At 61.5% G+C, this 13015-nt stretch carries 9 protein-coding genes; 5 read left to right on the top strand and 4 right to left on the bottom strand.

Annotation, left to right across the window (positions count from 1 at the left end; all coding sequences use genetic code 11):
* Nucleotides 1–362 precede the first annotated feature (362 nt).
* Nucleotides 363–1328: a chromate resistance protein gene (locus tag HQL56_12830; GenBank protein MBF0310404.1), complete on the bottom strand. Its 966-nt coding sequence runs from the start codon at nucleotides 1326–1328 to the stop codon at nucleotides 363–365.
* Nucleotides 1329–1457: 129 nt separating this feature from the next.
* On the opposite strand from HQL56_12830, the gene HQL56_12825 reads away from it, so the two are divergent.
* Together HQL56_12825 and HQL56_12820 are read left to right on the top strand one after the other, a co-directional pair.
* Nucleotides 1458–2003 (top strand): hypothetical protein, encoded by a 546-nt coding sequence (locus HQL56_12825; protein MBF0310403.1) that lies wholly within the window; start codon nucleotides 1458–1460, stop codon nucleotides 2001–2003.
* 103 nt (nucleotides 2004–2106) lie between these two features.
* Entirely contained in the window at nucleotides 2107–3324 is a 1218-nt protein-coding gene (locus HQL56_12820) for an MFS transporter (GenBank protein ID MBF0310402.1), read from the top strand.
* Between the two features lie 497 nt (nucleotides 3325–3821).
* Here the strand turns inward: HQL56_12820 and HQL56_12815 are convergent, their stop codons facing one another.
* Together HQL56_12815 and HQL56_12810 are read right to left on the bottom strand one after the other, a co-directional pair.
* Complete coding sequence (locus HQL56_12815; protein MBF0310401.1) at nucleotides 3822–5810, bottom strand: hypothetical protein; 1989 nt, start codon at nucleotides 5808–5810, stop codon at nucleotides 3822–3824.
* A 2-nt stretch (nucleotides 5811–5812) separates the two neighbouring features.
* Entirely contained in the window at nucleotides 5813–7564 is a 1752-nt protein-coding gene (locus tag HQL56_12810) for a diguanylate cyclase (protein ID MBF0310400.1), read from the bottom strand.
* A gap of 450 nt (nucleotides 7565–8014) precedes the next feature.
* Between HQL56_12810 and HQL56_12805 the strand changes: the two genes are divergently transcribed.
* From HQL56_12805 to HQL56_12795, 3 genes are all read left to right on the top strand, one after another.
* Nucleotides 8015–9151, top strand: a complete 1137-nt coding sequence (locus HQL56_12805; protein MBF0310399.1) for an HD-GYP domain-containing protein — start codon at nucleotides 8015–8017, stop codon at nucleotides 9149–9151.
* 183 nt (nucleotides 9152–9334) lie between these two features.
* Nucleotides 9335–10606 (top strand): HD-GYP domain-containing protein, encoded by a 1272-nt coding sequence (locus HQL56_12800; GenBank protein ID MBF0310398.1) that lies wholly within the window; start codon nucleotides 9335–9337, stop codon nucleotides 10604–10606.
* A 294-nt stretch (nucleotides 10607–10900) separates the two neighbouring features.
* Nucleotides 10901–11173 carry a hypothetical protein gene (locus tag HQL56_12795; protein MBF0310397.1) on the top strand — a complete coding sequence of 91 codons (273 nt, stop codon included), beginning with the start codon at nucleotides 10901–10903 and terminating at the stop codon, nucleotides 11171–11173.
* A 115-nt stretch (nucleotides 11174–11288) separates the two neighbouring features.
* Here HQL56_12795 and HQL56_12790 read toward each other — a convergent pair whose 3' ends face one another.
* Nucleotides 11289–12830, bottom strand: coding sequence for an SUMF1/EgtB/PvdO family nonheme iron enzyme (locus HQL56_12790; GenBank protein ID MBF0310396.1), 1542 nt, complete (start codon nucleotides 12828–12830; stop codon nucleotides 11289–11291).
* Between the last annotated feature and the right edge of the window lie 185 nt (nucleotides 12831–13015).

Genomic DNA, 13015 nt, shown 5'->3' with positions numbered 1-13015 from the left:
CCGTCTTGCGCCTTGCCAGGAACCAAAATCTGGCAAATGTCAACACGCCCTAGGCATACGGGGTGACCGAGGAAGCTCTCAAGCTCTAAATTTTGCCTTTCAATATTTTATCCTTTAAGCATCAAAAAAAGGAAATGTTCTATCTTTTGACGTTTTATTTTTACTTGTCTGGATTGGTTAAGATGTTATTAGTGTCTTTTTATAGACTATTTTACAAAACGTGAAGCATTTATTCAAAAACGATCAAAACAAAACATTAAAGGATAGAACATTTCCTTTTTTTGATACTTAAAGGATAAAATATTGAAAGGCAGTAAATTTAGAATATTTTGTGTCCTGGCACGTGGGGTTTTGTAATTCGCTCACTCGCTGGATAAGCCAATATAAAGCTCCTCCAATACCATCCCGCTGCGCCGCAGTCGCTCCAAATCATCCCGCGCCGTTCGGGCAATCCCCGCCAACAGCCGCTCCAAACCCGGACTTTCGGCGTGAATCTTCTCCCCCGGATTGATATCCAGATCATGAATTATCCCCGCCAGACGGTTCAACCCCGGATTCTCCAAACCCAGACGACGCACCATCACCTCGAAGCTGCACTCCTCTCCTTCGTGACTGAAGGCCCCACCCGGCATGTCGAAAGCCACCTCCCCCGGCTTGAGCCCCGCTTCCCAACCCTCCACGAAACGGAAACGGGCCTCGGCGTCGATGAAACGACGGATCAGCCAGCCGCAAGCCATGCGGTCCACCTGGAGTCCGGCGCGGGTCACCCATACCCGGCCACGAAAATCGGCGGCGCCGGGTTGTTGCCTCCCCTCCCCGTCTGCGGAATTTCGCGCCAAACGGCTCAACAGGCTTTCCAGCCCGGTCAACATCCCCCGAAGCCTCTCCCCCGCCTCCGCCCCGAAAAAATCGAGGCGTGCCACCGCCTCCGCCCGCTTTTGCAGCCCCGAAAGAGCCGCCCGGAGCCCCTCAAGCTCCTCATGCCCCCCTGCGCTCAGGGTTTGCCGCAACGCCTCCGCCTGCTCCAGCAGCGGTCGGTAATCCGCACTGCGCGTTGCGTCGAAAACGGCCCGAATGCCCGCGTCCACCCCACTTCCCAGGAACAACGCCTCCCCCACGAAGGCTTTGCCACCCCCCGCCTCCACCTCCTGGGCCAGCCACATGAAACTCTCCCGCGCCGAGGCAGAGTCGGGCAACAGATAGACCGAATTCTTTAGCGCCACCGCTCCCAACGCCGTCAGCCGATTGGCCACCTTGTTGCGCAGATAGGCGGGCCGGGGGGGGATGTTGTGTATCAGCAGGGTCCATCGCTGTCCGGGCATGGGCATCTCCAATAGTGCAATTGCTACATTTGCTTTGACTATAACAGAGCAGTTGCTATAACATTCTTGCCAACATTCTTCAAGCGTGTCCCGCTCAGGGCGGTTCCATGGCGTTTACCGAGAGGAGAGAAAACAATGAAAGAGGCTTCCCTCATGGCGGCCAAGTTGATGGCGGCCTCCATGCGCACGGCGCCCAAGGCGGGCGGCAAGGATTTTCTCGAAATCGTGGTGCTGGATGACGAGGAGGTGCTGAAGCGCATTGCCGACAAAATGGCCGAGTATGCCCCGGACAGCACCAACGAACCTTTCTGGTTGCGGGATGCGGCCAATATCGCCGCCTGCGATGCCCTGGTGCTGGTGGGTTTGCGTCGCTTCACCACGGCGGGATACGATTGCGGGGGCTGTGGTTATCCGACCTGTGCGGCCTTCAGCGCCGCACGGGAGGAGAAGGTCAAGGAGATGGGCTACACCGGGCCCCACTGCGTGATGCGCATGTTTGATATCGGCGTGGCGCTGGCCTCCGCCGCCAAAGTGGGCAGCATGCTCAGTATCGACAACCGGGTGCAGCAGCGGGTGGGCGCGGCAGCGCGGGCCCTGGGACTGATCGCCGCCGAGGTTGTGATGGGCATTCCGTTGGGCGTCTTCGGAAAGAATATCTTTTTCGATCGCGTCAAGCACTGAATGATGCGGCCAAAAGGGTCGAAGGGGTCCGAGGGGTGATCCGTTGGCCCCTCGGAGCCCCGACTCCTCGATTTTCGTTACGGTTCCCCATCCCGGAGATGCCATGAGTGCCACGTCACCCGCCCTGATCTTCGGATCGTTGTGTTCCGTCAGCTTTCTGGCCCGTTTTTCCTACGCCCTGGCCCGCAATCCGGTACTGCCCCTCTTCGCCCTCTTTCTGGGCGCCGGTCCCGAAGCCGTGGGGCTGGCGGTCGGCATCTCCACCGTCACCGGCATCTTTTTCAAACTGCCCGCCGGATCCCTCTCCGACGTCATCGGACGGCGTCGCACCATGCTGGCCGGTCTGCTCTTCTTCGCACTCATGCCCTTCGCCTATCTGGCCATCACGGAATACCAGCACCTGGTCATGGTGCGCTTTCTCCACGGGCTGGCCACCGCCATCTACGGCCCCGTGGCCATGGCGGTTGTGGCGGACATCGCGGGCAGCCGCAAGGGGGAGTGGCTCTCCTGGTTCTCCTCCGTGGCCATCATCGGGACACTGCTGGGAGCCCCGGTAGGCGGTTTCCTGCTCTCCTGGGCCGGGCCGGAGGGGCAGCCCCCCCGATGGGCCTTCGACACCATCTATCTGATCTGCGGCATCACCGGAACCCTGGCCCTGCTGCTGGCCTTGCGTTGGCTGCTGCAACACGAAGAGGTGGCGCACGCCTCTCCCGGAGAGCGCTTTCGCCGTTTCATCTCGGGGATTCGCGAGGTCGGCGGAGACCGAAGGGTGGTGCTGACCTCCGGCATGGAAGGTCTGCAAAACCTGGCCATGGGCGCCCTGGAAGCCTTTCTGCCCCTCTTTGCCGTCGGGGTGGCGGGCCTCAGCGCCTTTCAGGCCGGTCTGCTCTGGGGCGCTCAGGTGGCTGCGGTGCTGCTGGCCAAACCGATCATGGGGCGCATTTCGGACCAGCGGGGCCGCAAACCCCTGATTCTCGGGGGTATGGTGGCCTGTGCGGCGGCCATCGCCGTCATTCCCGCCCTGCAGGGTTTCTGGATGCTGCTGGGCCCGGCCCTGCTCTTCGGCCTGGGAGAAGCCCTGGTCACCTCCTCCACGGCGGCGCTGGTGGCTGACATCTGCAAAGAGAAACACTACGGCACGGCCATGGGGGTCTTCGGCACCCTCTTCGACGTGGGCCACGCCTCCGGACCCATTCTCGGGGGGGTGCTGGTCGGGGCCTTCGGCTACCAGACGGCCTTTCTGGTCATTGCGGCCCTGATGCTGGCCTCACTGCCGCTCTTTCACTTCGGCATGTCGTCGGCCCAAACGGAAACGCCGTGAAACGAAATGGCCTTGCCGGAGAGAGTCCGACAAGGCCATTCGAAATCGAATCCGTTCAGGCATACGGGGGTTCGGGGGGGATTATCCCCCCCGACGGGTCCAGGGCAGCGCCCTGGGACTTGTCCTCTCGCCGTTGAGGCGATCATGCTGCGTGGAGTCCTAGGGCGTGTTGACATTTGCCAGATTTTGGTTCCTGGCAAGGCGCAAGACGGTGAGGAAGCGGAGTGTAGCTCGCCTACATGAGCATTCCGAACCGGATTGCAACGCGGCCAGGGGCCGAAAGATGGTGAATGTCAACACGCCCTAATGAGTTGCTCGAATTCATTTCGACCAATTACATAACCGAGAAGAAATATGCGAGATCGACATAAGCAAATAATTACGGAAAAGTCAAAGGATAGAACATTTTCTTTTTTTGATATTTAAAAGATAAAATATTGAACGTCATAGAATTTAAAATAAACTCCCGCCTTGCGGCGGGAGTTTTGCAACGCTCCTCATTTGAAAAAGGCAATCGCCCCCGATAACCGTTCCGCCTCCTCGCGCAACGCCTGCGCCGAGTCGGAGAGATGTTCCGCCGCACCCGCATTGCTCTGAATCACCTGGTCCAACTGGCCGATGGCGGCGTTGATCTGACCGGCCCCCTGACTCTGCTCCTGACTGCCGGTGGCAATCTCGTGGACCAGTCGCGCCGTCTCCTGAATATCCGGAACCAGTTTGCCGATGATCTCACCCGCCTTTTCCGCCACCTGCACGGAAGAGGCGGAAAGCTCCCCGATCTCACCCGCCGCCGTCTGGCTGCGCTCCGCCAGCTTGCGCACCTCCGCCGCCACCACCGCGAAACCCTTGCCGTGCTCCCCGGCCCGAGCCGCTTCGATGGCCGCATTCAGCGCCAGCAGATTGGTCTGCCGGGCGATCTCTTCGATAATGGCGATCTTGCCGGCAATCTGCCGCATGGCCTCCACCGCCTCCGCCACCGCCTGACCACCGTTCTCCGCATCCTGCGCCGCCTGCCGCGCCAGGCCTTGGGTGGCCACGGCATTTTCGGTGTTCTGCTGAATATTGCCGCTCATCTGCTCCATGGAAGCCGAGGTCTGCTCGATGGCCGCCGCCTGTTGCGCAGCCCCCTCGGAAAGGGCCTGCGCTGTCGAGGCCATCTCCACACTGCCCCCCTGAACCCGATGGGTGGCCTCCTGGATCTCCGTCACCACCCCCTGCAGCGTCGAGGCCAGTTGACAGGTTCCCTTCACCAGCTCTCCCAGCTCATCCCCCCGCTCCAGCTCGCACCGAATACGCAGATTGCCTTCCGCAAGGGTCATCAAACTCTGCCGCGCCACGCGCAAAGGCTCGCTGATGTGCCGAGTGATGCCAACCCCCAGTACCAGAGCCAGCAGCAGGCCCGCCACCATGCCCGTCACCGTGGTGCGTGTCGCCGACTGCGAGGTCGCTTCCGCCGCCGCGACCATCCCCGACATGGCCGTCGCCGCCTGTTGGCGAACGTCGGCCAGCATGGCCGACATCTTCTCACCGACTTCAGCCATACGGATCTCCACATCCCGCCGTTTGCGCTCCAGCTCACTCATGTCGCGCCCCGCCTTCATCAAGCGGGCCGCCTGTTCCTGAAAGCGGCCATGGTTGGCATCCAGCTTCTCGACCACCTCCCGCAAGGCCGGAACATCCACCCGGGCGATAGCCCCCTCCTCGGTCTGGGCCCCGTTGCGCAAGGCATCGATCCATTCATCGAAGGTTTTGATCGTCTCGGCGAAGCCCCGGTCCGCCGCCTCTCTCTCCTTCCCTTCGGCAGCATTCAGATAGGCTTCCAGGAAATAACGCGATTCGGCCAGAGTCACCTTGATCTCCATGGACATGTCGGCCCAGGTATTCTCCACGGCGATGATTCGCACCCCATCCACCTTTTTGCTCAACAACTCCTGGATGCGCTCCTTGACCTTCTCCTCCAGTTCGGAGGCCATCTCCACCGTCTCTTTGAAAAGGGCCTCCAGCTCCTTACGGGCCTGCCCGAGTTGGGCGCGGGCCTGGAAGATGGCCGAGGTGTGTTCCCTCACCAGTTTCATCTGGGGTTGCAGGGCGTTGTTGTGCAGTTCGTCGGCCTGAGCCACGCGGGCGCGAATGGACTCCGGAGCCATCGGGATCTCGCGTCCCTCCGCCTGCCCCCCTTTGCTCAAGGCATCCGCGAGGGCGTCGTAGCGCTTCACCAGCTCTTCATGCGCCACCCAGACACGGTCCAGAGAAGCGTTCTCCAAGGTCAACATCATCTGGGAGAGGAGATGGAGATCGTGACGCACCACCCGCGACATCTCGTGGGCCGCATCGCCGAAGGGGGTGGTTGCCACCAGCTCCCCCGTCCTGGCCCGCATTTGTCCCAGGCTGCTCCAGCCGATTCCGCCGACAACCAGCAACAGCGCGGCCAGCACGAGGTAGGATGCTATTAATTTCACTCCAATGGATAAACCGTTCAGCTTCACACCTAACCTCCGGATTCGTCTATTTTCGGATTTTTTGAAAAACTGAAACTATTGCGTCCATGTTCCTTCACCCAATACATGGCCATATCGGCGCAGGCCAGAAGCGGATTGGCCTCCCTGGCATGTTCGGGAAAGAGGGCGATGCCGACGGAAGCTCCAACGTGAACCATTTTCCCGCCCACATCGATGGGTTGGGAAACGCTTTGCACGATCTTTTCCGCCACCAGTGCCGCCGCTTCGGCGCCGGGGACGGTGGAGAGAACGATGGCAAACTCGTCCCCGCCCATGCGGGCCACCAGATCGGAAGCGCGCAGACACTCCCGGATGCGCTGGGTGGCGGTGACCAGAACCTGGTCACCGGCGGCATGGCCCAGGGTGTCGTTGACCTCCTTGAAACGATCCAGATCAACGAGCATGAGGGCCAGAAGATCCCGGGTGCGGGTAGCCAGGGCCAGGGACTGACTGAGATGCTCGGCGAACAGCACCCGGTTGGGCAGGCCGGTCAGGAGATCGTGGTGAGCCAGATGCTGCAGCCGCTCCTCCAGTCCCTTGCGTTCCAGAATACCGGCCAGGGTGAAAGCCAGACTGGCCAGCAGATCCTCCTCTTCGGCGTTTTGGATATGTCCGCTGTCCAGATAAAGCAGCATGACCGCCTGCACCCTCCCCCGCAGGAAAATGGGAACCCCGTAGTGGCCATGGGCTGAAAACCCCTCTCCGTGGGTATCATGCCCCGCATCCCCCCAGGGGGAAAAGAGCAGCCTGCCTTCGGCTGCGACCCGTTCACAGAAGTGGCGCTCTTGGTCCACCACCTCGTCGGGTTGAACATTCCCCTCAACCAACCCGTGGCAGGCGATCAGCTGCATGGGACCGCCTTTCTCCCCCACCAGGAAGAAGGCCCCCTTGTTCTGCAGATGCAGCCACGGAATGGTCAGAATGATGTGCAGCGCAACCTCCATCTGACGCGCCAGGGAGAGCGGCTCCAGAGAGGTCTCCAGCAAGGCGCTCATAGCCAGACGGGAAGCCAGGGAGCGAATCTGACCCTCCTCCAGCCTCTGCAAATCCTCTCCCATGCGCTGCATGGCGGAGAGAAGGATGCCGATCTCATCCCGGGGAATGGTTCCCATGCGGGCCTGCAAATTGCCGGAGGCAATCTCCTCGGCAAAACGGATACCCACCTTCAGGGAGGAGGTGATGGCACGGGTGACCAGAAAAACCAGAAGCCCCGAAAGGACCATGGCGAATACCACAAAACCGGCGTAGAAGCGCTCCGCCTGGCTGAGATACTCCCGTTGACTTTGCGTCTGGCTGGCGATGCGGCCCTCCACAAGGGCATGCAGACGACGAGCCAGCGGAACCAGGCGGGTTTCCGCCTCCCCCGCCTTATCGCTGATGGAGGGGCCCGCCTCCGAGGCAATTTCCCCAAAACACTCCAGATAATCGCGCACCCGCTGTGCCGCCTCCTGCCAGAGACCGCGGTTCGACGGCAGGTCCACCGCCTGCTGCTCCCGGATCAACCGGTCGAGGCGCTCCATCCAGTTTCGATTCAGCTCGACCCAACTTTGATCGTGTCGCAACAGGAAGTTCTTTTCGTTGCGACGGGCTTCCAGCAGCGACTCCTGCATCTGAACCAGGCGATCCTTCTCCTTTTCGAGCCCGGAAAGAGTCCGCAGATCCTGCCAGGCCATCCCGGCCAGCAGCAGTACCAGACTAACCATGGCCCCGAAACCCAAACCCAATTTGTGGTCGATATACATGCCGGTTATCCGTATAATCCTTCGAACTCGCCCCCGGCGCGGCGTCTCACCCGCACCTGTCGGCATATCCTAACAGCCGTAGGCCCCGTCGCAACCGAAAAAGCACACCCACCCGCATCAACCCGTATTATTCATAAATTTCCGCTGCAACCGGGCCCGGATCGGCCATGACGGCATCGCGCCCGCTCGACGATCCTCACCGTGGAAACGGCCACGATTCCGGTCGTCGAGGCGTCGCGCGCCTTGTCCTGATGCCCCCTGGCCGGCTTCGCGACGAAATATACGAACAAGACGGCATCAAATGGCGCCGAAGAATGCGTTGAAGCGGTGATGGGGCTTTCATGGTGCTTATCGATTTCGATTTCCCTATCATCTTTGATGGAGTTTACATTATCATTAGACAGTGTAACGCGGTATTATTGCTGCAAACTGCTATCCGGAGTCCTTCACATGGCGCAACGATCCACAGCGGACGCCTCCTCCACCCTGGACATGGAGACCGATGGTCGCACCCGGGCGGAGATCGAAAGAGAACTCGCGGCCCAACTGGCCGCGTTGGATGAGGACGACGCCCGTTCCGCGGAAACGCCCTCGCCGCCGCCCGGCGCCGTAGGGGACCATTCCGGCCCCATCGACGCCGACCTCGGCGCCGCCGCCACCCTGTTCCGTCATACCAACAGCCTTCTGGGCCAAAGCTTCGAGGCCGTCAAACGCGGAGACATCCCCCAACTGGATCCCCTGCAGGAGGCCACCCGGGAATTGGCCGCCTCCCTGCGACGCCAGCCGGACGCCCTGCTCACCCTGGCCCTGCTCAAGCGCAAGAACCACTACGCCTATCAGCACTCCCTGGGCGCCTCCATCCTGCTCATGGCCCTGGGTGATTTTCAGGGCGCCACCCCCGCCCAGATCTCGGACCTCGGCCTGGCCGGCCTGCTGCACGATATCGGTCGCATGGCCATTCCCGACGCCCTGTGGGACAAGCCGGATCCCTTCACCGACAAGGAGCGGCAGCTCGCCCGGCAGCATGTTCCCGCCACCCTGGAAATGCTGAAAAAAATCCCCAAACTGCCCAAGGTGGTCACCGAAGTGGCCGCCTGGCACCACGAACGCCTGGACGGATCGGGCTATCCGGCGGGTCTCTGGGGCGAAGCCATCGGGCCTGCCGGTCGCATGGCCGCCATCGTCGACATCTACGACGCCATGACCACCCATCGCTGCTATCGCGGCGCCGTGGTCCCCCCTCTGGTTCTCAAGACCATGCTGGGTCAGGCCGGCGTCCAGTTGGATCGCGATGTCCTGCAAGCCTTCATCCGCTGCCTGGGCATCTATCCCATCGGCTCGATGGTGCGTCTGGCCAACAATCTGCTGGCCGTGGTCATCCGCTCCAACCGGGAAGACCTGCTCTTTCCCACGGTTCGCGTCTTCATGGACGCCCGTACCGCGCGACGGGTCGCCCCCTACGAAATCAACCTGGCCGCCATGCGGGAGCTGCCCGGCGGATTCAGCATCCTCAAACACGAAGTGCCCTCCCGCTGGGGAGTCGATCCGGTGCAGGTCATGCCGCGCCCCGACTACTTCCAGCTCTAAAGGCTCCTCTCACCGTTATTTTTCCTCAACGAGGCGCCTCCCGCAGGGAGGCGCCTCGTTTTGGTTCGTCTGCCGTCCTTTCGGGAAATATTGCCTCCGTCGAGCTGCGGGAGTAATCTCCAGCCCATGTCGTTCCGTTGGCTTTTTTACCGTTTTTAGGAGTTCATGTTAAGGAACCCGGCCATGATCAAGAAAGTCCCCGTCGAAAAACTCAAGGTTGGCATGTTCATCCACGATTTCAACCACAAGTGGAAGGACCCCTGCTGCGCCGGCAAGGATCCGGGTTTTCTGCAAGGCCAGAAGAAGCTGGAAAACGAGACCCAACTGCAACTGGTGATCGACCACGGCCTGCGGGAGGTCTACATCGATACCGCAAAGGGACTCGATTGCGAGGAAGCCCCCACCAGTCAGGAGGTGGAAGCCCAGCTCGCCGCCCAGCTCGCCGCCCTGGATGACGAGGAGTTCGGCTCGGCCAAGCCGGTGCAGAAGGTCACCATGCTCAAGGAGCTGAACAAGGCCGCCGAGGTGAAATCCCAGGCCCGCCGACTGGTGGGCAACGTTCTGGAAGACGCCCGTCTGGGCAAACAGGTCGCCGTGGGCCCGGTGCGCGATTCGGTGCAGAACATGGTGGAATCGATGCTGCGCAATCCCGACGCCCTGTTGAGCCTGAGCCTCATCAAGCAGAAGGACGAATACACCTTCATGCACTCGGTGAACGTGGGGGTCTTCATGATCTCCTTTTGCCAGAGCCTGGGCTATACCTCCGAAGACGTGGTGGACGTGGGTGTCGGCGCGGTGCTGCACGACATCGGCAAGATGAAAACCCCGCCGGAGGTTCTCAACAAGGCGGGCAAACTCACCGACGACGAATTCAAGATCATGCGGCAGCATGTGACCTTTTCGAAGCAGATCCTGGAAAACTCCCCCGGCATCTCCGAAATCAGCATGCATGTGGCCTCCCAGCACCACGAACGCTACGACGGCTCCGGCTATCCCCTGGGCATCTCCGGGGAGGCCATCAATCCCTTCGGCCAGATGGCGGCCATCGTGGATGTCTACGACGCCATCACCTCCGACCGCTGCTACCACAAGGGCAACGATCCCCATCTGGCCCTGAAGCGCATGCTGGAATGGAGCAAATACCACTTCAACCCCACCCTCTACCAACAGTTCGTGCAGTGTGTGGGCATCTATCCCATCGGCACCCTGGTGCGGCTGGAAAACGGCTACCTGGCCGTGGTCATCATTCCCAACAAGGAGAGCCTGCTCTTCCCGGTGGTCAAGGTGGTGGCCGACACCAAAAAGAACAAACCGGTCCACCCGGTCGAAGTCAACCTCATGGAGCAGCAGGGCAAACCCGGCGGTTTCAAGATCGTCGGCTTCGAGGATCCCCTCAAGTGGGGTATCAATACCCGGCAGTTCCTGCCTTCGCCGGAAATTTTCGCCAATGTCTGACGGGTGTCAGCCTTTTGATGGCCTCACGGGGGATTCAATCCCCCCCCGTGAGGCCCCGAAAGGCGGCAAAAGGCCTGCGTGGCCGATGGCACAAGCCTTGCAACTCATTTCGGCATAACGATAACTGCTGCCGACCCTTCGAGAAGCTGGTCGGAGAGGAAACGCTCCTATCCAATCAGCTTCTCAAAATTTCACCCGGACCGGCGCAAAATTCCCTTTACCATCTCGTGCGGACAACCGATTCATAGATCAACGGATAGCGTATCCACCTCGAGCTTTTACGAAGTGAATGCCATGGTTACGGTCGCGTCGAATCAAATGGGGCAGACCAATTCCACCCCGGTGCGGACAACATCCTCCCGCACCGCCGCGCAGTCCGGCGGGGATCCACCCCCGGTGGCGTTGGAGTTGAAGGAAGTCAACGCATTGCCGCAGTCGGAAAAGGTCAACCGGGCTATCGAAGTATTGGTTGATCAGGTGTTGAAAGAGATTCTTCGGTCCGGCAATGGGCTGGATGCCCAGGGTGTGAGCCGTCTGAGCGGCGGGGCGCTGGACACCTCCGCCTGATTGCCCTCCGAAACCGCAGGTCGCGGTCAAGTCGCCAGCCGCCAGCCCTCGACTTGGCCGCCCTTGTCCGGTCCGCCTTCATGGCGGACCGGGCAAACGCCCCTTCCCCAATCCATCAGGGCTCCCTCACCAACCGGAAACCCACCAGGTTCAAACGCCGATGCGGCTCGAATCCGAAGCGTCGGGAAGCCTCCATGAAGGTCGGTTCTCCCAGCCAGGCCCCGCCCCGAATGACACGCATGGCTCCCCCGCCCGGTCCCTTGGGATTGTGTTTGACCGCCGAGGCGTAATAATCCTTCTGATACCAGTCGGCGGTCCACTCCCAGACATTGCCGCTCATGTCGTAGAGACCGAAGGCATTGGGCTTTTTCTGCTTGACCGGATGGGAGACCCCTTCGCTGTTGTCGCGATACCAGGCCACCTCCCCCGGATCGTCGCCACCGCAATAACGGCTTTGAGCGCCGGCACGGCAGGCGTACTCCCACTCGGCCTCCGTGGGCAGGCGAAAGCGTTCGTGACTCGATTCGTTGAGACGTTTGATGAACTCCGCCGCCTCGTCGAAGGTGACGGAATCGACCGGCCAGGAGTCGTCGTCGGCCTTCCTGCGCAACACGGGACCGCCGGTCTTGCCGGTGGCGCCCATGAACTCCCGCCAGGCCCCGCGCGTCACCTCGTGACTCGACATCCAGAAGGACTCCACACACACCTCATGAGCCGGCATCCGGTCCGCCGGCTCCGTGGCATCCCCCATGGTGAAACATCCCCCCGGCAGCGAGACGAAGGCGATACGGGTTCGCGAATCGACATGGGTTGGCAAAGCGTTGCGCTCCCCCCGTCTGGCGGGTTCATTGATCACCGCCACGGCAGGCGGGCCGTCGGAAGCGGGGACGGTTCCGGTCGAAGCGGCCCGTTTGGCGGGAAGCCCCTTGCCGCCTTTGATCAGCGGGGTTCGGCTCACCTTGGGCGTTCCTTCCGGCAGCGGCTCTTCCTGGACGGGAACCGGCTCCTGCAACCGAGGGGCCTCCTGCAGAATGCTGGGCCGGGCAAAGGCCGGCGGCAGGGGCTTGCGTCCGTCATTGCCCTCTCCGGGAGTGAGGCGTTCGGGAGGCGGAGCGTAGGGCCCCTCTCCGTCCATGGGCAACGCCCCCGGCGGACGGGCCTGGGTCGAGGCCACCAGGGAACCGGCCACCCAGTCCTGCTCCTCCTGACGCGGCACCACCTGGCAGACCACGTCGGTTTCGGAGGCGGAAAAGTAGGAACCTTTGCCGTGCCGCCGTCCGGAATGAAACTCTCCGGCATATCGGGAACCGTCGGGATAGTGGAAGATGCCCGAGCCGTGGCGTTGTCCGTTGAGGAACCCCCCTTCGTACCAACTGCCGTCGGGCCAGCGGAAGACCCCCTGCCCGGTACGCTGCCCGTCGCGGAAATCCCCCTCGTAACGCGCCCCGTCGGGCCAGACATGCACCCCCTTGCCATGGCGCAACCCGTTGCGAAACTCCCCTTCGTAGCGGGTTCCGGAAGGCCATTGCTGAACCCCCTTGCCACTGGAGGGGGGCGAGGAGGAGACCAACGGAACCGGCCACAGCGGCGCACATCCTCCCGTCATGGAGAGCAGCACCCCCAGGAGGCCAACCATTCCCCCGCGAAACTTACCCATGTCTTCACTCTCGATTCGGTAATCCGTCGTGCCCAGGCGCGACCAATCCTACATGATGCCCAAGCCAACCCGGTCAGACAAGGCAGAAGGAGAATCCATTTTGACGCAAGCCCGGCACGCGGAGGCACATTTTGCAAGTCGGGGGGCAAAAATGGCCACCTTCCCCTCCCCGATCCGCCCCGATC

The organism is Magnetococcales bacterium, assembly GCA_015231925.1.
Taxonomy (GTDB): domain Bacteria; phylum Pseudomonadota; class Magnetococcia; order Magnetococcales; family JADGAQ01; genus JADGAQ01.
Note: the sequence above shows the minus strand (reverse complement) of the source record. Positions and strands in the feature narration are given on the sequence as shown.

Coding starts and splice junctions, on each gene's coding strand:
- HQL56_12830 (MBF0310404.1), bottom strand. CDS start 1,328: ATGCCCATGCCCGGACAGCGATGGACCCTGCTGATACACAACATCCCC.
- HQL56_12825 (MBF0310403.1), top strand. CDS start 1,458: ATGAAAGAGGCTTCCCTCATGGCGGCCAAGTTGATGGCGGCCTCCATG.
- HQL56_12820 (MBF0310402.1), top strand. CDS start 2,107: ATGAGTGCCACGTCACCCGCCCTGATCTTCGGATCGTTGTGTTCCGTC.
- HQL56_12810 (MBF0310400.1), bottom strand. CDS start 7,564: ATGTATATCGACCACAAATTGGGTTTGGGTTTCGGGGCCATGGTTAGT.
- HQL56_12805 (MBF0310399.1), top strand. CDS start 8,015: ATGGCGCAACGATCCACAGCGGACGCCTCCTCCACCCTGGACATGGAG.
- HQL56_12800 (MBF0310398.1), top strand. CDS start 9,335: ATGATCAAGAAAGTCCCCGTCGAAAAACTCAAGGTTGGCATGTTCATC.
- HQL56_12795 (MBF0310397.1), top strand. CDS start 10,901: ATGGTTACGGTCGCGTCGAATCAAATGGGGCAGACCAATTCCACCCCG.
- HQL56_12790 (MBF0310396.1), bottom strand. CDS start 12,830: ATGGGTAAGTTTCGCGGGGGAATGGTTGGCCTCCTGGGGGTGCTGCTC.